The sequence below is a fragment of the Pseudidiomarina aquimaris genome, from assembly GCF_003987395.1.
Classification (GTDB): Bacteria; Pseudomonadota; Gammaproteobacteria; order Enterobacterales; family Alteromonadaceae; genus Pseudidiomarina; species Pseudidiomarina aquimaris.
Map to the genome: position 1 here is coordinate 134,472 of NZ_PIPT01000009.1, position 23,106 is coordinate 157,577.

Annotated in this window: 23 protein-coding genes and 1 rRNA gene; 10 read left to right on the forward strand and 14 right to left on the reverse strand. The window is 52.9% G+C overall.

Going from position 1 to position 23,106, the window contains the following annotated elements; all coding sequences use genetic code 11:
* Positions 1-21 precede the first annotated feature (21 nt).
* Both CWE21_RS11700 and CWE21_RS11705 read left to right on the forward strand, forming a co-directional pair.
* Positions 22-2,226, forward strand: a complete 2,205-nt coding sequence (locus CWE21_RS11700) for a thiamine pyrophosphate-dependent enzyme (protein WP_126834633.1) — start codon at positions 22-24, stop codon at positions 2,224-2,226.
* Entirely contained in the window at positions 2,223-3,281 is a 1,059-nt protein-coding gene (locus CWE21_RS11705; RefSeq protein ID WP_126834634.1) for a malonyl CoA-ACP transacylase, read from the forward strand. The genes CWE21_RS11700 and CWE21_RS11705 overlap by 4 nt, the downstream gene beginning before the upstream one ends.
* Here the strand turns inward: CWE21_RS11705 and CWE21_RS11710 are convergent.
* Both CWE21_RS11710 and CWE21_RS11715 read right to left on the reverse strand, forming a co-directional pair.
* Entirely contained in the window at positions 3,229-4,047 is an 819-nt protein-coding gene (locus CWE21_RS11710; protein ID WP_126834635.1) for a mechanosensitive ion channel family protein, read from the reverse strand. The two genes, CWE21_RS11705 and CWE21_RS11710, sit on opposite strands and share 53 nt — an antisense overlap.
* A 14-nt stretch (positions 4,048-4,061) precedes the next feature.
* The gene (locus CWE21_RS11715) at positions 4,062-5,042 is read right to left on the reverse strand and encodes a hypothetical protein (RefSeq protein ID WP_126834636.1); all 981 of its coding nucleotides are present in this window, start codon (positions 5,040-5,042) and stop codon (positions 4,062-4,064) included.
* Between the two features lie 72 nt (positions 5,043-5,114).
* Between CWE21_RS11715 and CWE21_RS11720 the strand changes: the two genes are divergently transcribed.
* Complete coding sequence (locus CWE21_RS11720) at positions 5,115-5,495, forward strand: diacylglycerol kinase (protein ID WP_126834637.1); 381 nt, start codon at positions 5,115-5,117, stop codon at positions 5,493-5,495.
* A gap of 22 nt (positions 5,496-5,517) precedes the next feature.
* On the opposite strand, the gene CWE21_RS11725 is transcribed toward CWE21_RS11720, so the two are convergent.
* Entirely contained in the window at positions 5,518-6,615 is a 1,098-nt protein-coding gene (locus CWE21_RS11725) for a transporter substrate-binding domain-containing protein (protein WP_126834638.1), read from the reverse strand.
* Between the two features lie 78 nt (positions 6,616-6,693).
* Between CWE21_RS11725 and CWE21_RS11730 the strand changes: the two genes are divergently transcribed.
* Positions 6,694-7,314 (forward strand): LysE family translocator, encoded by a 621-nt coding sequence (locus CWE21_RS11730; RefSeq protein ID WP_126834639.1) that lies wholly within the window; start codon positions 6,694-6,696, stop codon positions 7,312-7,314.
* Here the strand turns inward: CWE21_RS11730 and recQ are convergent.
* Positions 7,311-9,128, reverse strand: coding sequence for a DNA helicase RecQ (gene recQ / locus CWE21_RS11735; RefSeq protein ID WP_126834640.1), 1,818 nt, complete (start codon positions 9,126-9,128; stop codon positions 7,311-7,313). The genes CWE21_RS11730 and recQ overlap by 4 nt on opposite strands.
* Before the next feature lie 181 nt (positions 9,129-9,309).
* On the opposite strand from recQ, the gene rarD reads away from it, so the two are divergent.
* Positions 9,310-10,209, forward strand: a complete 900-nt coding sequence (gene rarD, locus CWE21_RS11740; protein WP_126834641.1) for an EamA family transporter RarD — start codon at positions 9,310-9,312, stop codon at positions 10,207-10,209.
* On the opposite strand, the gene uvrD is transcribed toward rarD, so the two are convergent.
* The 7 genes from uvrD to lptM all read right to left on the reverse strand — a co-directional run bounded on the left by uvrD (position 10,185) and on the right by lptM (position 17,033).
* On the reverse strand, positions 10,185-12,398 hold the full coding sequence (gene uvrD / locus CWE21_RS11745; RefSeq protein ID WP_126834642.1) for a DNA helicase II: 2,214 nt from the start codon (positions 12,396-12,398) through the stop codon (positions 10,185-10,187). The genes rarD and uvrD overlap by 25 nt on opposite strands.
* Positions 12,399-12,485: 87 nt before the next feature.
* Positions 12,486-13,202, reverse strand: coding sequence for an HAD-IA family hydrolase (locus tag CWE21_RS11750; RefSeq protein ID WP_126834643.1), 717 nt, complete (start codon positions 13,200-13,202; stop codon positions 12,486-12,488).
* Positions 13,203-13,219: 17 nt separating this feature from the next.
* A complete protein-coding gene (locus CWE21_RS11755; protein ID WP_126834644.1) occupies positions 13,220-14,119 on the reverse strand; it encodes a tyrosine recombinase XerC in 900 nt (299 codons plus the stop codon).
* A complete protein-coding gene (locus CWE21_RS11760) occupies positions 14,106-14,804 on the reverse strand; it encodes a DUF484 family protein (RefSeq protein WP_126834645.1) in 699 nt (232 codons plus the stop codon). Before CWE21_RS11760 ends, CWE21_RS11755 begins: the two co-directional genes overlap by 14 nt.
* Positions 14,801-15,607 carry a diaminopimelate epimerase gene (gene dapF, locus CWE21_RS11765; protein WP_126834661.1) on the reverse strand — a complete coding sequence of 269 codons (807 nt, stop codon included), beginning with the start codon at positions 15,605-15,607 and terminating at the stop codon, positions 14,801-14,803. The genes CWE21_RS11760 and dapF overlap by 4 nt, the downstream gene beginning before the upstream one ends.
* Before the next feature lie 11 nt (positions 15,608-15,618).
* Entirely contained in the window at positions 15,619-16,872 is a 1,254-nt protein-coding gene (gene lysA / locus CWE21_RS11770) for a diaminopimelate decarboxylase (RefSeq protein ID WP_126834646.1), read from the reverse strand.
* On the reverse strand, positions 16,869-17,033 hold the full coding sequence (gene lptM, locus CWE21_RS11775; protein WP_157982771.1) for an LPS translocon maturation chaperone LptM: 165 nt from the start codon (positions 17,031-17,033) through the stop codon (positions 16,869-16,871). The genes lysA and lptM overlap by 4 nt, the downstream gene beginning before the upstream one ends.
* Before the next feature lie 86 nt (positions 17,034-17,119).
* Between lptM and cyaY the strand changes: the two genes are divergently transcribed.
* From cyaY to CWE21_RS11800, 5 genes are read left to right on the forward strand one after another with little or no spacing between them, the layout of a single operon-like run.
* Entirely contained in the window at positions 17,120-17,455 is a 336-nt protein-coding gene (gene cyaY / locus CWE21_RS11780; RefSeq protein WP_126834648.1) for an iron donor protein CyaY, read from the forward strand.
* Position 17,456: 1 nt separating this feature from the next.
* Positions 17,457-18,398, forward strand: coding sequence for a hydroxymethylbilane synthase (gene hemC / locus CWE21_RS11785; RefSeq protein WP_126834649.1), 942 nt, complete (start codon positions 17,457-17,459; stop codon positions 18,396-18,398).
* Positions 18,395-19,177 (forward strand): uroporphyrinogen-III synthase, encoded by a 783-nt coding sequence (locus CWE21_RS11790; RefSeq protein WP_126834650.1) that lies wholly within the window; start codon positions 18,395-18,397, stop codon positions 19,175-19,177. Before hemC ends, CWE21_RS11790 begins: the two co-directional genes overlap by 4 nt.
* The gene (locus CWE21_RS11795; protein ID WP_157982772.1) at positions 19,174-20,340 is read left to right on the forward strand and encodes a uroporphyrinogen-III C-methyltransferase; all 1,167 of its coding nucleotides are present in this window, start codon (positions 19,174-19,176) and stop codon (positions 20,338-20,340) included. Before CWE21_RS11790 ends, CWE21_RS11795 begins: the two co-directional genes overlap by 4 nt.
* Positions 20,337-21,497: a heme biosynthesis HemY N-terminal domain-containing protein gene (locus CWE21_RS11800; protein WP_126834652.1), complete on the forward strand. Its 1,161-nt coding sequence runs from the start codon at positions 20,337-20,339 to the stop codon at positions 21,495-21,497. Before CWE21_RS11795 ends, CWE21_RS11800 begins: the two co-directional genes overlap by 4 nt.
* A gap of 11 nt (positions 21,498-21,508) precedes the next feature.
* On the opposite strand, the gene CWE21_RS11805 is transcribed toward CWE21_RS11800, so the two are convergent.
* From CWE21_RS11805 to rrf, 3 genes are all read right to left on the reverse strand, one after another.
* A complete protein-coding gene (locus CWE21_RS11805) occupies positions 21,509-22,087 on the reverse strand; it encodes a YceI family protein (protein ID WP_126834653.1) in 579 nt (192 codons plus the stop codon).
* Positions 22,088-22,106: 19 nt separating this feature from the next.
* On the reverse strand, positions 22,107-22,649 hold the full coding sequence (locus CWE21_RS11810; protein WP_126834654.1) for a cytochrome b: 543 nt from the start codon (positions 22,647-22,649) through the stop codon (positions 22,107-22,109).
* A 332-nt stretch (positions 22,650-22,981) separates the two neighbouring features.
* Positions 22,982-23,096 (reverse strand): 5S ribosomal RNA (rrf, locus tag CWE21_RS11815).
* Positions 23,097-23,106: the final 10 nt, after the last annotated feature.

Genomic DNA, 23,106 nt, shown 5'->3' on the forward strand with positions numbered 1-23,106 from the left:
CGCAAACTTTTGGAGGCGTATATGGCTGCAGCAATGCACCCATGGCTGGGCGAATTTATCCAGCGTATTGAGCAACAAGAACTACCGCGGGCGCAAGCTGCGGGCGGTATTTTAAGTGAATCGGAGCTCGTTGAACTGTTTGATTCGCAACTTGCCAGTCGTTTACTCGACCTGCAGTCGCGTCTGATGCAAGCGGCTGGGCAAAGCTTTTACACGATCGGTAGTTCGGGCCATGAAGCCAATGCCGCAGTAGCAAAGGCGATGCGCGTGACCGATCCCGCCTTTTTGCATTATCGCAGCGGCGCCTTCTTTTTGCAGCGAGCCAAGCAAAAGCCCGGTTCGACGCCGTTGTATGACATGCTGTTAAGCTTTGCAGCATCCAGTGACGACCCGATTTCTGGCGGTCGCCACAAGGTGCTCGGTAGTCTTGATCTGCACATTCCACCACAGACCAGTACCATTGCCTCACATGTGCCGAAAGCTATGGGTACGGCGTTTGCGATTGGCCTCTCCAAACGATTGCAGCACCACGGCACGTGGCCGCATGATGCCATTGCCATGTGCAGCTTTGGTGATGCCTCGGCCAATCACTCGACCGCTTTAGGTGCTATTAACTCGGCCAGCTGGGCTGCGTACCAGCAAATTCCGATGCCGTTGTTGTTCGTTTGCGAAGACAACGGTTTGGGTATCTCGACCCATACCCCGCTAGGCTGGATCCAACAGCAGTTGAGTCAGCGTCCGGCGCTCAAATACTTTTTCGCTGACGGCAGCAATCTTGCGGAAACCTATTTGGTCGCCCAACAGGCCGCCGACTATGTCCGGCAAAAGCGCAAACCGGCGATGTTACACCTACGTACCATTCGCCTCTTTGGTCATGCCGGTGCCGATGCCGAGGTGGCCTATCGTAGCAAGCAAGAAATTGCTCGTGATGCGGAGCGTGACCCGCTCTTGCATACCTGTGCAGCTTTGATTAGTCGCGACTTGTTTACGCACGAGAGTTTGGCCGCCTATATTCGCCAGCAGCAGGAACGCATTGCCCGCGTTGCGCAGCAAGCCGCCCAGCAACCAAAACTAGAAACGGCCGAACAGGTGATGGCCTCGATTGTGCCACCGAAACGCGATGAAAGCGCAGTTCCAGTACCGCTTAGTGCACCGCAACGGGAACAACTATTCAAGTTTGATAAACATAATTACGGTAAGCGCCAGCATTTGGCGAAGCTGCTGAATTGGTCGTTGCATGATCTGATGGCGCAATACGGCAATATCGTTATGTGTGGCGAAGACATTGCGAAAAAAGGCGGTGTTTACCATGTCACGCAGCACCTCATGGAAGCCTTTGGCCCGAACCGTGTACTCAACACGGTGCTCGATGAACAAAGCATTTTGGGCTTAGCCATTGGTATGGCGCAGCAGGGCTTCATCGCCATGCCGGAAATCCAATTCTTGGCTTACGTGCATAATGCTGAAGACCAAATCCGTGGTGAAGCGGCGACCTTGTCGTTCTTTTCAAACGGCAAGTACACCAACCCAATGGTGATTCGTATCGCCGGTCTGGCTTACCAACGAGGTTTTGGGGGCCACTTCCACAATGACAACTCGTTTGCAGTGTTCCGTGACATTCCTGGTGTTATCGTCCTGTGCCCATCGAACGGCCATGATGGCGCCCTGTTAATGCGCCAAGCCGTGCGTTTAGCCGCGGTAGAGCAACGCGTGGTGATTATGCTTGAGCCTATTGCCTTGTATATGACGCGCGACCTCCATAGTGAGGGCGATGGCGGTTGGCTGTGTGACTATCCCGATCCCGCGCAGCCAGTACCTGAGCTCGGTGAGCCGGGCGTTCATGGCGATGGCGAAGAGCTTGCGATCGTTTCCTACGGCAATGGCTATTACCTTAGCCGCCAAGCCGAAGCGAAGCTCGCACAGGCTGGCCACAAAGTCCGCGTACTCGATATTCGCTGCTTAGTGCCGTTGCATACCGACAAAATCGTCGCCGCCCTCGGCAACTGTAAAAAAGTGTTGATCGTGGATGAATGCCGCCGTCGTGGCTCGTTAAGCGAGGAGCTTATCACTGCGCTGCATGAAGATTATGCGGGGCGTTTCGTGACTCAGCGTATCACTGCCGAAGACAGCTTCATCCCATTAGGAAAGGCGGCCTATACGGTATTACCGTCGACCGACGGGATTGTCGAAAAAGCCCAAACGATGTTGCAAGGAGGCCAAGCATGAAAAAGACAGCCTTAGTGGTGTGCCCGGGGCGCGGTACCTACAACAAGCCAGAACTTGGGTCGATCTCCGCGAACATAGCCGCATCTTCGCCGAAAATCAAAGAAGATTTACAGAGTGTCTTAGCGACCATAGATGCCGAACGGGAACAGCAAGGACTCATGACGGTCTCCGAATTGGACCAAGCCAAGCTGTTTAAAACCTCGCTGCATCAAAAACCTGAACATGCCGCCGCATTAATTTATGCTGCGGGCTACTTAGATTTTCTCAGTATCGATCGTGAACAATATGACGTGGTCGCCTTAACCGGTAACTCCATGGGCTGGTACACAGCTATGGCCTGCGCCGAAGCATGGTCAGTGCCAACCAGTACGCGCCTCGTAACGAGTATGGCACAGCTCACTGCGGGCGGTGCCGGAGCACAGTTTATCTACCCGATTGTCGACGCCGATTGGCGTCCTGATCCGCAACGCATCGCGCTAGTTGAAGAACAACTTGCAAAGCACCAAGGCGAGCTATTTCGCTCGATTAACTATGGTGGCTATGCCGTCTTGGCCGGCACCGAGGCTGCCTGCAGCACCGCGGTGAAAGCCTTGCCGACAGCCGATGAGCGCTTCCCTATGGTATTACCTGGCCACGCTGCATTCCATACGTCGATCATGGCAGATGCTGCAGCAACGGCGCAGGAAACTTGGCCCGTGGCAGCTTTCCAGACGCCGCAAACACCGCTGGTCGATGGTCGTGGCCAAGCATGGTTAACGCCAGCGACGGATTTGCGTGCACTGCAACGCTATACCCTCGGCCATCAAGTCACAGAAACATACGACTTCAGCAAGTCGGTACAAGTCGCGGTGAAAGAGTTTGCACCTGACCACATCATTCTTCTGGGGCCAGGAAGTGGTCTAGGTGGCGCAGTTGCACAGGCCTTGATTGAAATGCAATGGCAAGGACTGACCGACAAAGCCAGCTTCAGCGAGCGCCAAGCACAGGCCAAACCTTATGTGCTTAGTATGGGCCTACCTGAGCAGCGTGCTCTGGTGACAGCTGGGCAAAGCTAACCGGCAAATCGCGCAGGCATGACTTGCCACGCGCGGTAAGATCGGTCATGAATTGGAATTGTTGTCGCGGATCGATGGGGTACGCTTTGAGTTTGTAATGCGTGCCCCAAGGCTCTTCATTGGCTACCACCACAATCGGTTTTGCCAGTTGCACATAGGGACTGGTCAGCGCCACATCCTCCAGCAGATGTTTGACGCGATTGGCGTCATGTTCAGGGTGGAGGTAAAAGTCCACCACACACATCAAGCTCGGACCGCCATTGTTGGCATTGTGAATTAAGTTCGACCAGAGTTTCAGATGCGGGATAAACACCACCGTGTCGTCCGGCGTCACTATCTCTATGGCACGCATACCGATATGCTTCACCTCACCATAGGTGCCATCGACCGAAATCCAGTCGCCGGGCCGATACGGCACTTCATACACAGCAACCACGCCGGCAATAATGCTACTGACGTAATCTTTCAAGGCAAAGCCAATGGCCAAACCGGCGGCGCCGAGAATTGCGACCATATTGCGTGCGGTCGGCTCAATAACTAATGGCACAATCCAGACAATCGCAAAGATAAACACAATGACACGGACCGTCGGGATGAGCGCCAGCACAAACAGCCTTTGCTTACCGTGCAAATGATTTGCCAGCAGCGGTAAAAGTTTTTGGCTGCACCAAATGAACACCAACGAGGCAACAATCACTACGCCGATTTCAATCAGCACCGCGCTATTGATTTCTTTGAATATGGCTAGAAACTGTTCGGTATCCATTGTTCGCCTCGCCGTTAAAATCCATCGAGCCAGTAACCGCGTGCAGCTAAGAAGTCACGCACATCGATATAGGCGTACACAGTCGTGCGCCAAACGCCTTCATCATCCAGTTCAATCACACCGTTTTGTTGTAACCTTAACAGCTGTACATCGAGTTGGTCTGGCGCCAACATGGGTAACACCCACTGCAAGTGCTCGCCACGCAGGCCATGATGAAGCAGCAGGGCATAGAGAATAAACGCGGTCCCGTCGTCGGCTTCACGCGGCAATTGCGGTGCTTGGCGCTCGCTATCGCGCTCAAGCGCCCACAGCGCAAGTGCTACCCCCATGTTGCCACGGGCTTTGGCAGCCAGTTTGCGTAAACGCTTGTCGCTACCCTCAATACAGACCTGTCGCAACAAATCCGGCGTGGCTGCAGCAAAACAGTAGCAATGCGGCAAGCTCAACGGCCAAGCGCGTTGCAAAAAGGCAAAGGTCCAACTGTCGACGACCACCACGCCTTCACCTAGCTCGCCACGCAACAAGCGAGGTAGCAGCGCACGCACGAATTGCATGTGTGAGGTAGTGCGTAACCAAAAAGACGAAAACTCATCTAGCAACCAACGTTCACATTCTTGTGCTTGCCACCAGCCTTCCGTGTCTGCACTTTCCAGTTGTTCAATGCTAGGGATCTTGAGCTGCTGATAGCCATGCTGTTGCGCCCATTGCCGGAGAATTGCGCCCGAGCCACTAAACGGTGGGCTCACCACAAATCGCACTGTGGGGACACTTTCAAGTTCAGACCATGCTTGATCAACAGCTGCTACGGCAGGTTCAATATCAAATTCACGGTAATGGGGGAAATCTTGATCTTCAGGTGTCGAATCTTCGTCCGCGTCGCCACCGACAAGGTTACGCAAGCGAATCAGCACCTTCTGCACCATCGTACTAGCCGGTGCGGAGGGGCGCGCAAAGTCTTCGAGCGGAATCAGTTGCCAATGATTGCTTTCGGCCATAAATTTAAGCCATCCTTAAGTTCACTGATGTATTACACTGTACACCATCTAGCTGAAACAAAAAGTAAATCAATGAAACCATCGCAAAAAGGTTTAATGCGCATTGTGCGCGCTACCGGCAACTCCATCAGGGGCTTTCGTGCGGCTTGGAAATCGGAAGCTGCGGTGCGTCAGGATTGCCTCTTGGCGCTCGTGCTGATCCCGCTGGCCCTCTGGCTTACTGCGGATGCTACCGAGCGCGCTTTACTTATTTTACCGGTGTTTATTTTACTCATCGTCGAGCTGTTGAATTCAGCCATTGAGGCCACGGTCGACCGTATCAGTCCTGATCTGCATGAACTCAGCGGCAAAGCGAAAGATATCGCTTCAGCCGCTGTAATGTTCAGTTTGCTGCTGATTGGCGTGATGTGGACCCTTATCCTTTGGCCACAGTTGCGCACTTGGCTTGGCTAGTCGTAGCTGAAGTGTTCCACTATTATAGCGAGTCGCCTAAATATTGGTTCACCGCCTCGCGCCACTCAGCGCCACGCACATATCCGAGCAACGCACGGTTTATTTCTTCGCGACGCGCGTCGGCGGGCGGCAGCACAATGGCATAGTCTTGCGGAGCGAACGTTTCCGGCAAGACAGATAGGTTGGCAAAGCCTTTACGCAGTTGATACTTCAGGAGCGGTGCATCATAAACGACCGCATCCACTTGACCTTTATTGACCGCCTGCAGCGCTGCCGCTAAGGAAGGATAGTTTTGATAACCGAGATTTTCACGATCGAGCCAATACGAGCTATACGAATTTGGCACACTCGCCACTCGCACCTGGGCGAGATCATCTTTATCTTGCACTCGCGTCGAGAGCTTATTAATGGTCAACGCGGAAGTAATCGAGGCAGTAAAACTTGAAATAATAATCACGCTCGTGAACATCCAAATCAGACCCACAGCTCGACCGGCTGCGCTGCGTGGTGATTTATCGCCATAACCGACGGTGGTCATCGTCACCGCCGCCCACCAGAAACCTGCGCCGATACCGCGTAACGAACGACTATCAAACTCGTCAGGATTATGACGACGCTCGGCCAACCAAACGAACACACCAGCAACCAGTAGAATTCCGATCAGGGCAACCAACACCGTTAAGAACTCGAAGCTGAAAAAGCGCTTGGTCAGCGTCCACCATGCAGCTTCTTCTGCTGCCGGCACCGCAATACCCAACCCTGCATTGTAAAAAGGCAAGGTAAAATCGATTTGCCGTTCGCGGTCAGCCGTCACCGAAATCGCCCCTAGGCCAACAGCATAGCGCTCATTGGCGACGCCATCGATCATCTCATCAAGACCAACGGGGTAATACTCAAACTCATAATTGTTGGTGCTGGCAATATCTTCCCATAAGGCAATGGTAAGCCCTTGAAACCTTCCGTCACCGTCTTGAGTGACAAAGGGTGGACTCACACGCACTGCAACTTTAAGGGGAGCGGTCGACGTATCTGCCGTTGCTTGCGCCGTTTGTGCTACGCTCACTGGCATAATGCCGCAAAGGCTTGCGACTGCGGCGAGAAGAATCATGAGTTTTCGCATTGGAACTCCTTGTTTTTCTGTTGCTTCTAGGGGCACACTTAAGCCTAGTATACAGACCTCAATTGAAATGGGTGGATTATGGAAATTTTCATCGCCGTGTTGTTTTTCGCCTTCTCAACGACGATCACGCCAGGCCCCAATAATGTCATGATCATGTCTTCCGGCGTGAACTACGGCGTGCGCGCCAGCATGCCGCATTTCCTCGGTATCTGTTTGGGCTTTCCGCTGATGGTTTTGTTGGTGGGTTTCGGCTTTGGAGTCATTTTCGAGAAGTTTCCGAACCTACACCAGTTGATTAAAGTAGTTGGGGTGGTCTACCTGCTATGGCTTGCTTGGCACATTGCCAGTGCTGAGCCAAAAGCGATTAAACGCGGCGACAAAAAGCCATTTACCTTTTGGCAAGCGGCGTTATTTCAATGGGTTAATGCAAAAGCCTGGATGATGGCTTCAGGTGCGGTTGCTGCCTATACCACAGTACAAGGTAACCCAGTTATGGAAGTCGTCGCCATCACCTTGGCCTTTTTGTTGATGGCCTTTCCGTGTGTGGGCGTTTGGCTGTTGTTTGGCTCGCTATTGCGCAAAGTGCTATCAAACTCGATCTTCCAGCGCGTGTTTAATATCACCATGGGCTTGATCTTGGTGGCGTCCATCATACCGGTACTGCAAGAGCTTTGGCGCTATTACTTCGCCAGCTTTTAAAGGCTCAACAGGGGTTCGTCTTCGGCATCTAAATACGCCGTAATCGCATCAATAAAGGCTTCGCCATAACGGGCAAACTTGGTTTGCCCCACCCCTGAAATCATCAACATACTTTGCTCATCGGTCGGGTAATGCACGGCCATTTCGACCAATGTGGCATCGTTGAACACCACGAACGGCGGTTTATCTTCGGCTTCGGCGATACTTTTCCGCAACGCGCGTAGGCGCCGGAACAATAACTTGTCGTAGTCCGCCCGGTCGGTCACTTTCGGCTTGCTGACCGCCAAGTTGATCCGTGGTTCAGCGAGTTGCAGCGCCACCTCTCCGCGCAATACGGGCCGTGCCGCTTCGGTCAATTGCAAAGTACCGTAGTGCTGAATATTTTGAAGCACCAACCCACGATGGATAAGCTGGCGAATAATGCTTAGCCAGTAGCTCTGGCTCTGCTCCGCACCAATCCCAAAGGTCGACAGCTGTTCATGACCCAGCGCGGTTAAGCGCTGCGACTGACTGCCACGCAAAACATCAATAATATGGTTTGCACCAAAGCGCTGGCCCACCCGGTAAATGCAACTGAGAACCTTCTGGGCATCGGTGGTGCCATCGTACTGACGCGGCGGATCGAGACAAATATCGCAATTGCCACAGGTCTTATCGCGGAATTCATTAAAATAATTCAGCAGCACTAAACGGCGGCAGGTCTGCGCTTCACCTAATGCCTGCATCGCCGAGAACTTATGTAGCTCAACTTGACGGCGTTGTTCATCGGGATGGTCGTTGATCATGCTGCGGATCCAGCCCGCATCACTTGGGTCATAGAGCAATACCGCCTCGGCTGGCAGTCCGTCGCGGCCAGCACGCCCAGTTTCTTGATAATAGGCTTCGATGCTGCGTGGTACGTCAAAATGAATGACAAAACGGACATTAGGCTTGTTGATACCCATACCGAAGGCCACGGTGGCAACCACGACATCGATATCATCGCGCACAAAGCCGCGTAATACTTCTTCACGTTCTTCGTGTGGCAGGCGTGCGTGATAGCCACGCGCTCGGATCCCGTCGTTGCGCAAGCGCTCGGCGAGATCTTCGACCTTCTTGCGACTGCCGCAATAGACAATACCCGAAGCGCCTTTTTGTTTGGCAATATAATCGCGTAGCTGTTTTTGCGGCTTGTATTTTTCTTCGACGATGTAACGAATGTTGGGGCGGTCAAAGGAGCTTTTAAAGATCTCTGGCTCATGCAAGTGCAAGCGTTGCACAATGTCGGCTTCGGTCGCCGCATCGGCAGTGGCCGTAAGTGCCATAAACGGAATGTTCGGCAAGGCTTCGCGAAGCTGTCCCAGTTGCCCATATTCGGGGCGGAAGTCATGGCCCCACTGCGAGATACAATGCGCTTCGTCAATGGCAATCAACGTAATCGGCCACTGTTGCAATTGACGCATGAAGTAGCCTTGTAGCGCACGCTCAGGGCTGACATAGAGCAGCTTCACAATACCCTGCGCGGCATCTTGCATGATCTCATGCTGTTGTTCGGTATCGAGACCGTTGTGCAAGGCGGCTGCGGCAACACCCATAGTTTGCAAGCTTTCAACCTGGTCCTGCATCAGCGAAATCAGCGGTGAAACCACTAAGGTCACACCATCGCCCATAATCGCTGGCAATTGATAGCACAACGACTTGCCGCCGCCAGTGGGCATCAGTACGAGTGCATCTTGGCCTGCTTGCACGGCCGCGATCACTTGCTCTTGGCCCTGCCGGAATGAGGCATAACCAAACACATCGGCAAGGGTTTTTGACAGCGCGGCTGCGGTCATTCTAGCGGGCTCCGATTGCACAAGAATTGAATAGGGTCTATTGTATGCATCCCACGCGCTAAGCACCACCGCCGAACTGTTATTTCCGACAAATCCGCGTGGTAACTGATTAAATTTCGCACACCTCTGTGCGCCCAGCCAAACAGCCTTGGGCGCCCAACTAAGTATGAGAGTTTACGGCATGACCGATGATGCTAAACGCAGTCGCCAAGGAGTTTTATTTGCGATTGCCGCGTACACCATGTGGGGCGTTGCGCCTATCTATTTTAAGTTGTTGCAACAAGTACCAGCTCTGGAAATACTAGCGCACCGCATTATTTGGTCATTCATACTCGTACTACTGCTTATCGTTGGCTTACGCCGCTGGCAGCGCATTAAGCCGGTGGTGACCAATAAAAAACAAATGTTGCGTCTAACCATTGCGACTTTTCTGCTTGGCGGCAACTGGTTCTTATTCATTTGGGCCATCAATAACGACCACATTCTCGACGCCAGTTTAGGTTATTACATTAACCCGCTCTTGAATGTCGCCATAGGTATGGTGGTATTTGCCGAGCGTATGCGCCGCATGCAACTGGTCGCCATCGCCTTGGCGGTGATAGGTGTGCTAATTCAGGTGATTTCGTTTGGCTCAGTGCCGTGGGTTGCGCTGGCATTGGCCTGTAGTTTTGCCACTTATGGTGCGATTCGCAAGCGTCTACCGGTCGACTCGATGACCGGATTGTGGCTGGAAACCACGATTCTGCTGCCGTTTATGCTGGTCTATGTGTTTTTCTTCGCCAACTCAGGCGCCAGCGACATGACGAGCAACACCTGGCAACTGAATCTCCTGCTTATTGCCGCAGGTATTGTCACCACCGCACCACTATTGTGTTTCACGGCGGCGGCGCAACGCATTCGTTATGCGACCCTCGGCTTCTTCCAGTATATTGGTCCAAGCTTGATGTTCATCTTGGCGGTGTGGGTTTACGGTGAGCCATTAGCGGCCGATAAGTTGGTGACCTTTGCCATCATTTGGGCAGCTTTAGCGCTCTACAGCCTCGATACACTGTTTCATCAGCAACGCTCTAAGCGTGCATAGGCAACCACTAACCACTTACTGCCTAAGTCATCGAAGTTAACCTGAATACGGCTTTGCGGGCCGCTGCCTTCATAGTTGAGGACGGTCCCTTCACCAAACTTCACGTGGCGTACCCGTTGGCCTAACTGGAAGCCACTTTCGGTAAAGGCTTCATGGCTAGCGCCACTGTGAAAACGACCATAACTGGCTTGATTGCCGCCAAATCCATCACTGCTGCGTGACCGCGTCTGCATGCGCACATGATTCAAGTTCTCAGGTGGGATCTCAGCAATAAAGCGGCTCGCACGATGCAGTTTTTCTTGCCCATAAATGCGCCGTTGTTCAGCGTAAGTGATCACCAGCTTCTGCATCGCCCTCGTCATACCGACGTAACACAGCCGGCGCTCTTCCGCGAGCCGACCTGCTTCGTCGAGTGACTGTTGCGACGGAAACAAACCTTCTTCAACGCCGCACATGAACACCAACGGAAACTCGAGACCTTTCGCACTATGCAGGGTCATTAATTGCACCGCATCTTGATGTTCTTCCGCTTGCTCTTCGCCGGATTCTAGCGCTGCATGCGCCAAGAAGGCGTTCAACGGCGTCATGTCCTCAGGTGTCTCGGTACCCAGTTGATCAAAGTTATCGCAAGCATTCACCAGCTCTTTTAAGTTTTCCACCCGCGTTTCTGCTTTTTCGCCTTTTTCGGCTTGGTACATCGCCATTAAGCCGCTGCTTTTTATCACCGTATCAACTTGGCGGCCAAGACTGTATTCCGCGGTTTCATCTTCAAGCTCTTGCACTAAATCAATAAAGCTCAAAACAGCGTTTGCTGCACGGCCGGTAAGCACCTTCTCGGTGGCGAGTTGCTTCGCGGCATCCCACAATGACAAGCCCCGTTGCCGAGCGCCGTCACGCACAATCTCCAGCGTACGCGCGCCAATACCGCGCGTCGGCGTGTTGATCACCCGTTCGAGTGCCGCATCGTCATTGCGGTTGGCGAGTAAACGTAAATAGGCCAGCGCATCTTTGACTTCTTGGCGGTCGAAGAAGCGCAAGCCACCATAAATTCGGTACGGAATGCGTGCGTGCAAGAGAGCTTCTTCGAGCACCCGCGATTGGGCATTACTACGATACAGCAGTGCCACATCTTGCAGAGCATTGCCTTGTTCGTGCCACGCCTCAATCTGACTGGCGATATAGCGCGCTTCATCCAACTCATTGTAGGCGGCGTACAAATCGATCGACTCACCGTTACCGCCCTCGGTCCACAGTTCTTTGCCTAAACGATCGCTGTTGTTGGCGATGACGCTGTTGGCAGCGCTCAGAATCGTGTTGGTCGAGCGGTAATTTTGCTCGAGCCGAATCGTGTCAACATTCGGATAGTCACGGGTAAACTGATGAATATTTTCGATTTTGGCACCGCGCCAGCCGTAGATTGACTGATCGTCGTCACCGACAATGGTTACATAGTTTTCGTGCTCACCACCGGCGCCACCGCCAGAAAGCAATTTGACCCACGCATACTGAATGGCGTTGGTATCTTGAAACTCGTCCACGAGGATATGGCGAAAACGCTTTTGGTAGTGTTCACGCACAATACGGTTGTCGCGCAATAATTCATGCGCGCGCAGCAATAGCTCAGCAAAGTCGACTAAGCCAGCCCGATCACACGCCACTTGGTAGGCATCGTAAATTTCTTTGTAGGTACGCTCATTAAAATCATGGCCATCAAGGTGATGGGGGCGTAGGCCTTCGTCTTTTTTGGCGTTAATAAACCATTGCGCTTGCTTCGGCGACCAACGCTTTTCATCTAAATTCATACTGCGCATGATGCGTTTGAGCATGCGCTGTTGATCATCGCTATCGAGGATTTGAAAGTTCTGCGGTAAACCAACATCCATGTAGTGCGCGCGCAACAGACGATGCGCCAAGCCATGGAAGGTGCCAATCCACATCGCCCGCGTGGAGCTGCCGACCAGCTCTTCAACCCGCCCACGCATTTCTGCCGCGGCTTTGTTGGTAAAGGTGACCGCCATAATGCTGTACGGCGATAAATGATATTCCTGCAACAACCAAGCAATACGATGTACCAGCACCCGCGTTTTACCACTGCCCGCGCCAGCAAGCACCAGCATATGGCGCTCTGGGGCACTAACCGCAGCGCGTTGTTTGTCGTTGAGTTGCTCCAGAAGAGGGTGCGATGTCATAGCAATATCCATTGGTACTTTGCTGGTCAGTGTAAAGCGCAACTACTGTATATGCAACCAGTTAGCCGCGACCATGAAGCCGTTCACTCAAGCGAGCAAGTAATCGGCCAAGTGTTGATTGTCGGCATAGGCAAAGGTCGGCAGTACCACCAGCTCATGCTCATCGTAAATACCACCACGGAACCAAGCGGCCTGCCAGCCGACACGATGCGCACCAAGCACATCGGCTAGTGGGCTATCGCCAATGTGGAGCCAGCGCGCTGGCGATAAATTAGGGTAGTGGGCCTGCGCCGCCTTAAACATGTCCGGGTATGGCTTGCCACGACGGCCTTCGCCCGGTTGTATGACATGTTCAAAGTAATCGCGTAAGCCAATCGCTTTGGTATCAACATTACCATTGCTGATGGCAATGAGCGGGTAACGCTGGCCGAGAGCCGTTAGCATCGCATGGGTTTGCGCCGGCACCATCACTTGATTGCGCGCATTGATAAAAGCTTGGAATCCTTGCTCAGCGCCGGCTCGTGCCACATGTTCTTCGACGCCCAGCTCCATCAGACCGCGTTGCAAGGTCACCAAACGCAACAAGGTCATATCACTGGCCAAGCTGGGATCGCTTTGCATCAATTGCCAGCGTCGTTGCGCCCATTGCTCTTGGGTCCAGCGTCCGGCCTCGGGGAAAAGTTCGCACAATGCGCGATAGCCTTCCGCCTCGGCGCGGCGCATGACTGGCACGTTATCGTAGAGGGTGTCATCAAGGTCAAAGCTTAACGCGGCAATGGGCTGCGGGCGACGGTAAAACTGCATGTGGAACTCGTTGTTTGCTACTTTTTTCGGGCTCTTGGGTGTGCTGCGTCATAGACTTTCGAAAGATGCTGAAAATCTAGGTGCGTATAGACTTGGGTCGTGCTTAAGTTAGCGTGCCCCAACAACTCCTGCACAGCGCGTAAATCACCGCTCGATTCTAACATATGTGAAGCAAACGAGTGGCGCAGTTTGTGCGGATGTAAATTACCATGCAGGCCCTGCTGTTGCCCCCAATGATTAAGTCGCTGTTGTACCGTGCGTGGGCTGATGCGTTTATTGCGCTGGCTAATAAAAAGAGCCACTTCGGTCAGGTTACCGCCAAGCCAATTCGCCCGAATCGGCAGCCATTTGCGTAAGGCTTCCGCAGCACAGCGGCCGTAAGGAACAATACGGGTTTTGCCACCTTTACCCAGCACCCGTAACTCTTGATGGCGAGGGTTAATGGCATCGATATCAAGCGCCACCAGCTCGGCTAAACGCAGGCCACTGCCATAAAGCAGTTCCATCATCGCCGCGTCACGCAGCGCTAGCTCATCATTATCCGGCAGTTGTAAGAGTTGGCTGATACTATCGACATCGAGATTTTTGGGTAGGCGCTTCGCGGCTTTGGGTGCTTTGGTATGGCGCGCTGGATTATCGTTGCGCCAGCCTTCGCGCATGCAGTAATCAAAACACGATCGCCATGCGGCCAAACGTAGCGCTAATGATGCGTCGCCCAAACCTTGCCGGCGCCAGTCCATAAACAAGCGCTCAAACAACGGTTGAGTGATCTCAGCCACTTGCTCAACGCCTTGTTGGGCAAGGTGCGCGATATCATTTTTTAAAACGCGGCCGTAATTAGCTAAGGTGTGATCGGCAAGCCCGCGCTCACCGGCCAAGTGGTTCAAAAAGCGCTGCCGCGCATCAAGCAGAAGCATGGTGCTGTAATAGCGGTGGCAGTACTTGGGTCAGCAACACCTGCAGTTGTTTAACGAACAAGGTGTCCATCGCTGGCTCAAAATGCCCTGCATCATGATTGCCAATGGCGAGCATGCCCAGTTCGCCTTTATCACCTAACAGCAACAACACCACCGAAGCGATGCTTTCGTCTGGGAATAGCAACCGTTGCTCATCGGCACTCAGGCGACCTAAGTAGATGCTGTCGTCACGGAAGCGCTTGCTCAACAATTGTTTGTGCGTGTCGGCGGCAAAGGTGAATTGCTCCTCGAGCTCCAGCGGGCTATCGAAGAACTTCAAGCTTAGCGCCGGCATTTGCAGTTGCTCTGAAAAGGTTTGCTGCAGGCTATCCATCACCTCTTCGAGGCTCGAGCTTTGTAGCAATTTCACATACAACTGACTGAAATAGCGGAACAACTCTTCGTTTCGTCGCGCGGTGACCATTAGTTCCGTAATTTCTTCTTCGAGCTGGTGCACGCGTTGACGTAACACCTGCTGTTGGCGCTCTACCAACGATACCGCGCCTTTGCTCTGATGCTTTACGCTGAGGCTTTGCAACAATTGCGGATGACGCTCAAAAAAGTCGGGGTTCTCTTCCAAGTAGGCCGCAATTAAACTGTCATCGACCAAGATCTCGTGAGCTTGTTTTTTTGCTTCTGTGCTCATAATTTCAAATGTCCATCATAAACATGTTCCGCCGGTCCGGTCATGCGGATCGGATGGCCTGGCCGCCACTGAATAATCAGTTGCCCACCCGGCAAATGCACTCGTACTTGCGAGTCAAGCTTGCCTTGTCGCATGCCGATCACCGCTGCTGCGCAAGCACCGCTACCACAAGCTTGCGTCTCACCAGTACCTCGCTCAAATACCCGCAACTTGATGTGCTCGCGATTGATGATTTGCATAAAACCGACATTCACACCTTCTGGAAAGCGCTCATGGGTCGCTAAAGCACGCCCCAGAGTTCCGACCGGCGCATGATGAATGTCGTCGACCTCGATCACGCAATGCGGGTTGCCAACCCCCATGACCCCGCACATTACGGTTTGCTCTTGCACCCGCAGTACGTAGGTTTGTTCTTCTTTATTGGCTTTAAAGGGCACCTCCGACGGGATAAACGTCGGCATGCCCATTTCAACGGTTACACGGCCATCACGCTCGTGGCGCATCACCATAGTGCCCGCTTTGGTGCTTACTTTTAGCTCTTGCTTATTGCTCAGCCCTTTTTGCTTAACATACAAGGCAAAACAGCGTGCACCATTGCCACACTGCGATACCTCACTACCGTCCGAATTGAAGATGCGGTAATGAAAATCCAGTTCAGGATCATAGGGCGGCTCAATCAACAATAGTTGATCGAAGCCGATTCCGCGATAGCGATCCGACCAACGTCGGATCTGCTCAGGGTTTAAGTAAATATTTTGCGTCACGTTATCAATGACCATGAAGTCATTGCCGAGACCGTGCATTTTACTGAAATTCACTCATTGTCTCCGAGCAAGTGTTCACCCTGCCACAAACTTTCCAACGGCTCACGCTCACGAATCAAGGTCGCTTGCTCGCCATGCACCATGACTTCAGCTGCGCGAGGGCGGGTGTTATAGTTCGACGCCATAGTAAAACCATAAGCTCCCGCGTTCATTACGGCAAGTAAATCGCCCTCTTGCGCGGCAAGGTGACGCGCATGCCCAAAAAAGTCACCGGTTTCACAAACAGGACCCACGACATCAACTAACTGCTCATCGACGCCGTCGTGACGCACCACCGGTTGAATCGCGTGATAGGCGTTGTAGAGTGACGGACGTAGCAAGTCATTCATACCGGCATCAACCAACAAGAAGTTTTTCTCGCTGCCAGGTTTGTAGTATTCGACCTTGGTGACCATGATGCCGGCATTGCCAACAATCGAGCGGCCCGGTTCCAGCATCAACTTCAGATCACCCAGTTCAGCGGCTTTCTCTTGCAGCGTCTGTAAGTAACCACTCACTTCCAGTTTTTCTTCATGCTGATAAGGAATACCAAAGCCGCCGCCCATATCTAAATGGGTAATATTGATACCCTCAGCACGCAAGTCTTTGACCAAGTCAAACATCCGCTCTGCGGCGTCCAAGAAAGGCTGCGGCGTAAGTATTTGCGAACCGATGTGACAGTCCGCACCACAAACATTCAGATTCGGCATTTGTGCAGCACGACGAAATACGTCGCGCGCTTCGCTCATAGCGATACCAAACTTGTTGGCTTTAAGCCCCGTCGCGATGTACGGATGGGTCTGCGCATCGACATCAGGATTGACTCGCAGTGACACCGGCGCTACCACACCTTGCTCCTCAGCAATCGCTTGTATGCGTTCAAGCTCAGCCGCCGACTCAACATTGAAACAGCCAATACCTTGTTCCAATGCATAAGCGATTTCTTCGTGACTCTTACCCACGCCAGAGAAAACCACATCGCTGGCTTTGCCACCGGCTTTCAGCACGCGCGCTAACTCGCCGCCGGAGACGATATCGAAGCCTGCGCCTAAACGGGCAAGTAGGTTTAATACAGCTAAGTTGGAGTTGGCTTTTACCGCATAACAAAGTTTGTTGGGGGCTGGCCAATGTTGGGCAAACTGTTCCCAGTTCGCTTTGATCGCAGCTTTAGAGTAGACGAACAGCGGCGTTCCATACTTTTCAGCAAGGTCCGTCACCGCACAATCTTCTGCGAACAATTCAGTATTTTTGTAATTAAAACTCATGATGTTACGTTGCTATCCTGTGCTTGCGAATCGGCTACAGCTGCCTCTGGTTTATTCTGCTCAGCCGGAGGTGGCATTTCTAATGGACCTTTTTGTCCACAGGCGACCAACAACAAGCTAGCTGCTACAATGATTGGACGCATTACTTTCAGGTTAAACATCGGTAAACTGTACCCTTGTAATTCGCGATTGAAACGTGTGCTTATCATCGCATTGCAGCGCACAAATGTCATTACTAGGAGTAGACATGCAAGACCATGAGTATCATGAACTCGCCGAAGCGACGATTTGGGCGATTGAAGCAGCTTTTGAAAACACCGGTCTCGACATCGATAGCGAGTGTGACGGTGACATGCTGGAAATTACCTTTCCAAACCGTACGGTCATGGTGATCAATAAACAGCCGCCGCTACAACAAATTTGGGTAGCCACCAAATTCAACGGTCACCACTTTGAATACCGTGACGGTCAATGGATTGATAATCGTACCGGCGCCGAATTGTGGGAGTTGCTGACGGACTCAGGCAGTAAACAAGCCGAGCAAAACATTGAATTAGATGCAGACGCTGCAGGCGGTGCTTAATATGAGCCAAGTTCTGCGTATTGCGACTCGCAAAAGCCTATTAGCCATGTGGCAAGCTGAGCATATCCAAGCACGGCTCGAAGCGCTGCACGAAGGCCTCACGGTCGAGTTAGTGCCGATGAGTACGAAGGGCGACATTATTCTCGATACCCCGCTGGCCAAAATTGGCGGCAAGGGCTTGTTCGTGAAAGAACTCGAAGTCGCCATGCTTGAAGGGCGTGCTGACCTTGCCGTGCATTCGATGAAAGACCTACCTGTCGAGTTTCCACCGGGGCTTGAGCTGTTTGGTATTTGTGAGCGCGAAGACCCGCGCGATGCTTTTGTATCGAATCACTACCATAATTTGGAAGAGCTGCCTGAAGGCGCGGTCGTGGGAACCTGTAGTCTGCGTCGCAAGTGCCAAATCCTCGCGCACTTTCCGCATTTAGTGGTGAAAGATCTCCGCGGCAACGTACAGACTCGCCTTGGCAAACTTGATGATGATCAGTTTGATGCAATTATTCTTGCCGCCTCGGGCCTGATCCGCTTGGAGCTGGGCGAGCGCATTCGTCAGCGTTTACCTGCTGAAGTATGTCTGCCAGCCAACGGACAAGGGGTGCTGGGCATCGAGTGCCGCACCGATGACACGCAAACCAAAGCTTTGCTTGCGCCGCTTACCTGCGCCGATACGCGCAGCTGCGTACTCGCCGAGCGCGCCATGAACCGCCGCTTGCAGGGCGGCTGCCAAGTGCCGATCGGTGCTTACGCAGAATTGCATGGGGACCAACTACATTTGCGTGGCTTGGTCGGACGCCCGGACGGGAGCGAAATCATCGAAGGCGATATCAAAGGTCATCGTGACCATGCCGAAGCATTGGGTACCGAGCTCGCTGAATATTTATTAGCGCGCGGAGCCGGCAAAATTTTGGCCGATGTATATGCGGAGAACGAACTCCACTCATGAAGCGGATCCTGATTCTTCGTCCTGAAGCCCAAGCAACCGAGCTGCAACAGTTAGTGCAGGAACACGCCCTGAGTCATGGTGTGCGCGTTGCCAGCGAAAGTGCCAGCATGCTCGAAATCAAAGGCTATGATGACCCGTCACGTAGCCTCGCTGACACCTTGCGGGCCAAGTGGGACGGAGCCATGATGGTAAGCGTCAATGCCGCCAACTATTTTGCCGAGCAGGCGCATGCGTGGGCTCCTAATCTCGCCATGCCGCGGTGTCGTTGGTTTGCCGTGGGGCCGGTATCCGCCGCCGCAATTGCTCGTGTCGTTGCACGCCCGGTGGTTTGCCCCTGGCGCGAGCACAACAGCGATGCCTTGCTTGCGTTGCCTGAACTGCAACAAGTCAGTGGTCAACGCTGGCTGATTGTGCGCGGTCGCAGTGGCCGTGAATTATTTGCAGATACACTACGCGCCCGTGGCGCTCAGGTTGAATATCTCGAGGTGTATGAGCGGGTGGCCAATCCGCCGACGGCCGCACAAATGGCAAAGTGGCAGCAGAATATCGACACTATTATGGTGAGCAGTGCGGAACAACTCGGTGCATTTTTAGCTGCAGTTCCGGCAGCCAGTCTTGACTGGCTCGCCAATTGCACTTGGATCGTGGCGAGTCATCGGCTGCAACAATTATTGCCCTCCGGCATCGGTAAACATGTAATGATTGCCGATAGTGCCGCAAGTTTTGCTATGGTAGATGCATGGCAACGCGCTATGCAGGTAGAAAAGGATCATTTATGACTGAACAGAGTACTGAAAAGAGTACAGCAAAGCAGGAAGACGCGCAGGTGGTAGAGGCGCAGAGTGATGAGGCTATCGAGCCGCAAGAGTCGTCTGCCGAACCAAAGCGTGGTTCTGCTTTACCTTGGTTACTAACACTGATTCTGCTCGCTGCGCTCATAGCCGCTGGTTGGGCAGGCTACCGCTATGTCTACCAAGAGTTGCTAGTGACCAATCAGCAACTACAACAACAGCTTGCCGAACAGGATCAGCAACTCCAAGGCTTGCAACAGCAAGTTGAGAGCGAAATCACTGCGCTTGAGCGCCAACAGCAACAGCTGCCAAGCCTCGTTGAACGACAGCTGCAACAAAGCGAACAAAGCGTGCTGCGCAGTGTGAGCGAACAGGAACAGCGGCAAGCAGATCTCGCCCGCGCCGTGGCCTCAGTGCAAGCTGAATTAGCAAGTCTAGATGTCTCGCAAGCCACCGCATGGCGTGTGCTAGAAGCGCGGCAATTGGTCGCCGAAGCCAGTAATAAATTATACATTGACCAAGCGCCGGAATTGGCCTTGCAACTGCTTGAGCTCGCCGATACCCACTTGGCGGCACTCAACAATCCTGCGTATCAAGCGGCTCGCCAAGCGATCAACGACGACAAAGTTGCTTTACGCAGCGTCGACGCCGATCGCCACCTGGCGGTAGCAATGGAATTAAGTAGCCTGCGTGCACGACTATTGCAGCAACAATGGCGCATTAATGCCCCAACGCGCACCTTAGTGGAGGAACAGGCGCCCGCTGATGCGCCATGGTACGAACACCTCCAAGCCAGTGCGAGTACGCTTTTCCAGCAGCTCATTCGCGTGCAACATCGAGAGAAGCCGATCGAACCGCAGCTTTCGGCTGCTTTTGTGGAGCTTGCTAAGCAACGGGTGTTGCTGCAATTACAACTCGCGCAACAAGCCGCGCTGAGCCAAACCGATGCGCTCTATCAGAGCAGCCTGCAAGAGGCACTGGCCTTGGTGGTGGAACTAGAGCAGCAAAGTGATCTGGAGTTGGCAGCCTTACGCAGTGACTTAACCGAGCTTGCTGCACAGTCATTGCAGCCGAGCCTTCCAGAACAATTGCGTAGTTTGGCGTTAATGAACCGCCATGCCCAAGCCGTCAATGCTGGAGTGAGCCAATGAAATACGCATGGATCATCGTTTTACTCCTTATCGCTGGGTTATTTATCGGCCCGTTGTGGGATGGCAATACCGGCTATGTGCTGATTGCCGTAGGTAATTACACGATTGAGACCAGCTTAGTCGCGGCGGTGATCTTACTGGTACTCGCCGTTATTGTGTTACGCGTCATCTGGGGCTTCATCATGCGCCTGGTACGTGGTACCGCATGGGGTATGAAGTGGTTCGGTCAACGGCGTAACAGTAAAGCGCAACAAGCGCTCACCGACGGTGCGACCGCGTTAGTTCACGGTGACCGTCGCAGTGCCTCGAGCGCCTTTAATCGCAGTTGGCAGCTGCGCCACGACGGCACCGTTGCGTTGTTTGCCAGCTATGCCGCTGCGGCAAATGAAGACTACCCACAAGCGCGCAAATGGTTGCAGCATGCTCCTAATCCGACTGAGCTGCAACTTGCAGAAACGTTATTCACCTTGCAACAACACCCTGAGCAAGCAGAACAGCGTTTAACGGAAATTAAAGAACTACGTCAGCGCTATCCGCAACACCCGCAACTGCTGCGAATTGCCCTGCAAGCGTACGAACATTTGCACCGCTGGGACGAAGTTCTGGCCAGCTTAACCGATGCTGAGCGGCTGGAGGTAATGACGGCAACGGAGCGTAGCGAGCTCGCCGAGCGCGCCTACCGTGAGCGGTTTTTGGCGATCGGTCGCGAGGGGCCTCCGGCGTTAGCAGCCTTCTGGAAGAGCTTGTCGCGTGATGAGCGCCGTACCGCAAGCATTCGCCACGCTTACTTAAATGTACTGAAAACCTACCAGTTAGTAGAAGCTGCGGATAAGATCGCCGCACGCGGCCTAAAACGGGGCGACTTAAAGCTCGCGCAATTACTCGATAAACAACTGTTGGTTGCAGGAATTGAATTGCGTGATTACCTGCAACAGCAACTCAAGCAACATCCTGAAGATGGCTTGTTACTGCAGGCGATGGGGCAGATTGCGATTGCCACGAAAGAGTGGGCACTTGCGGAGCGAGCGTTACGTCGCGCTTCTGAATTAGTGCCATCGCGGCGTGTCTGGCTCGATTTAGCTAAAGTCTACAGCGCGCAAGGCAACTCGCAGGCAGCCTTAGCTGCCTACGAGAAAGCTGAGTTGGGAACCCATTAATAGGCGTAAGCTTATTGGCGTACGCCTTCAATCGATAAATACATATCGACAGTTTTAGCCGCTGGGCCCAGGTCATAATCAATACCGAAGTCGGCGAGGGTAAGGGTCACTGAGCCCTCAAAGCCGCGACGGAAGCCCCCCCATGGATCAGGGCCGGCACCTACTTCGGTTACCGCAATTTCAATTGGCTTGGTCACACCCCGTAGAGTTAGATCACCGGCTAGTACCGCACTTCCGTCACCATTTGGTGTAAAGCTCGTAGAAGTGAAGGTTGCTTCTGGGTATTCATCCACCGCCAAAAAGTCGTCGCTGCGCAAGTGCTTGTCGCGCTCAGCGTGGTTACTATCGATGCTTGCGGTATCAATCGTAACGTTAACGCTTGCTGCACTTGGGTTGGCTTCGTCATAGCTGAACGAGCCTTCGAAATCAGTAAACTCGCCCAGCAGCCAGCTGTAACCTAAGTGGCTGATCTTAAACTGAACGAAAGCATGCTGGCCTTCGATATCAATGACATAGTCTTCCGCCTGCGCCGGCTGTACTGACGCCGACAAGGCTGCTGTTACCGCTGCAACTAAAGCTAATTTCTTCATAACATCCTCCTAAGGTGAGTTATTTTTGCGGGCGCAACATGCGCTTTAAAGTGTCATGTTTGTCCCAAAAATGGTGTCGTAAGGCGGCGAGGGCATGGATACCGGCCAGAATTACGAGACTCAATGCTGCATACCAATGCACGTCACCGGCAACTTCCTCTTGTTGCGGAATGCTGGTGATCAATGCTGGTACTTCAAACCAATCAAATACTGAGATACCACGGCCATCGGCGGTCGAGATCAAATAACCGCTGATCATCGTGACAAACAACAAGCCATAAAGGATTAGATGCCCCAACTTTGCCGCACTGCGTTCATAACGCGAGCCATGCAATTTGGGCTTGGGGTTCATCAACGTCCAAATGCTACGCAACAAAGTCAGTGCGAGCAGTGTGAGTCCAATCGACTTATGCCACCATGGCCCGAGGCGATACCAAGGGTCGTAGTAGCTCAATGTCAGCATCCAATAACCAAGCGCAAACAAGCCGATAACGGCAAGCGCCGAAAGCCAATGGATAATGATGGCGGTCCAGCCATAAGTGTTGGTGGTATTTCGTAGCATCACAGTTTCCTTTACGTCACTGTGTGCATTTTAGTTCAGGATAGTGAAATGAATAGTGCGTTTATTAGGGCCAAACTTTCGAAAAAATCGAAGGGCGAAGAGCGAAAAGCGATGTTTGATGTTTGCTGTTCGTTGTTCGTTTAAAGCGAAAACCAAGAGCGAAGAGCGTTGTTTGATGTTTGCTGTTTGATGTTCGTTTAAAGCGAAAAGCAAAACCAAGAACGCTCGTTGTTTGGCTTTATCGAACATCGAACAGCAAATAGCGAACAACGCAGTTGTCTTTGAGGCATAAAAAAACCCCAGTCCATCTGGACTGGGGTTCTCTATTTAAAGCCTGGCGGTGTCCTACTCTCACATGGGGAAGCCCCACACTACCATCGGCGCTGAAGCGTTTCACGTCTGAGTTCGGAATGGATCAGGTGGTTCCACTTCGCTATGGCCGCCAGGCATAAACTTG

Excerpts from the sequence above, each read along its gene's own strand:
- CWE21_RS11750 (WP_126834643.1), bottom strand. The coding sequence starts at position 13,202 with ATGCAGTTTTACCGTCGCCCGCAGCCCATTGCCGCGTTAAGCTTTGAC.
- uvrD (WP_126834642.1), bottom strand. The coding sequence starts at position 12,398 with ATGACATCGCACCCTCTTCTGGAGCAACTCAACGACAAACAACGCGCT.
- CWE21_RS11720 (WP_126834637.1), top strand. The coding sequence starts at position 5,115 with ATGAAACCATCGCAAAAAGGTTTAATGCGCATTGTGCGCGCTACCGGC.
- CWE21_RS11790 (WP_126834650.1), top strand. The coding sequence starts at position 18,395 with ATGAAGCGGATCCTGATTCTTCGTCCTGAAGCCCAAGCAACCGAGCTG.
- CWE21_RS11715 (WP_126834636.1), bottom strand. The coding sequence starts at position 5,042 with ATGGCCGAAAGCAATCATTGGCAACTGATTCCGCTCGAAGACTTTGCG.
- lptM (WP_157982771.1), bottom strand. The coding sequence starts at position 17,033 with ATGTTTAACCTGAAAGTAATGCGTCCAATCATTGTAGCAGCTAGCTTG.
- CWE21_RS11805 (WP_126834653.1), bottom strand. The coding sequence starts at position 22,087 with ATGAAGAAATTAGCTTTAGTTGCAGCGGTAACAGCAGCCTTGTCGGCG.
- CWE21_RS11800 (WP_126834652.1), top strand. The coding sequence starts at position 20,337 with ATGAAATACGCATGGATCATCGTTTTACTCCTTATCGCTGGGTTATTT.
- CWE21_RS11705 (WP_126834634.1), top strand. The coding sequence starts at position 2,223 with ATGAAAAAGACAGCCTTAGTGGTGTGCCCGGGGCGCGGTACCTACAAC.
- CWE21_RS11810 (WP_126834654.1), bottom strand. The coding sequence starts at position 22,649 with ATGCTACGAAATACCACCAACACTTATGGCTGGACCGCCATCATTATC.
- CWE21_RS11700 (WP_126834633.1), top strand. The coding sequence starts at position 22 with ATGGCTGCAGCAATGCACCCATGGCTGGGCGAATTTATCCAGCGTATT.
- rarD (WP_126834641.1), top strand. The coding sequence starts at position 9,310 with ATGACCGATGATGCTAAACGCAGTCGCCAAGGAGTTTTATTTGCGATT.
- CWE21_RS11795 (WP_157982772.1), top strand. The coding sequence starts at position 19,174 with ATGACTGAACAGAGTACTGAAAAGAGTACAGCAAAGCAGGAAGACGCG.
- dapF (WP_126834661.1), bottom strand. The coding sequence starts at position 15,607 with ATGCACGGTCTCGGCAATGACTTCATGGTCATTGATAACGTGACGCAA.
- hemC (WP_126834649.1), top strand. The coding sequence starts at position 17,457 with ATGAGCCAAGTTCTGCGTATTGCGACTCGCAAAAGCCTATTAGCCATG.
- CWE21_RS11760 (WP_126834645.1), bottom strand. The coding sequence starts at position 14,804 with ATGAGCACAGAAGCAAAAAAACAAGCTCACGAGATCTTGGTCGATGAC.
- CWE21_RS11725 (WP_126834638.1), bottom strand. The coding sequence starts at position 6,615 with ATGCGAAAACTCATGATTCTTCTCGCCGCAGTCGCAAGCCTTTGCGGC.
- CWE21_RS11730 (WP_126834639.1), top strand. The coding sequence starts at position 6,694 with ATGGAAATTTTCATCGCCGTGTTGTTTTTCGCCTTCTCAACGACGATC.
- CWE21_RS11755 (WP_126834644.1), bottom strand. The coding sequence starts at position 14,119 with ATGCTTCTGCTTGATGCGCGGCAGCGCTTTTTGAACCACTTGGCCGGT.
- CWE21_RS11710 (WP_126834635.1), bottom strand. The coding sequence starts at position 4,047 with ATGGATACCGAACAGTTTCTAGCCATATTCAAAGAAATCAATAGCGCG.
- cyaY (WP_126834648.1), top strand. The coding sequence starts at position 17,120 with ATGCAAGACCATGAGTATCATGAACTCGCCGAAGCGACGATTTGGGCG.
- recQ (WP_126834640.1), bottom strand. The coding sequence starts at position 9,128 with ATGACCGCAGCCGCGCTGTCAAAAACCCTTGCCGATGTGTTTGGTTAT.
- lysA (WP_126834646.1), bottom strand. The coding sequence starts at position 16,872 with ATGAGTTTTAATTACAAAAATACTGAATTGTTCGCAGAAGATTGTGCG.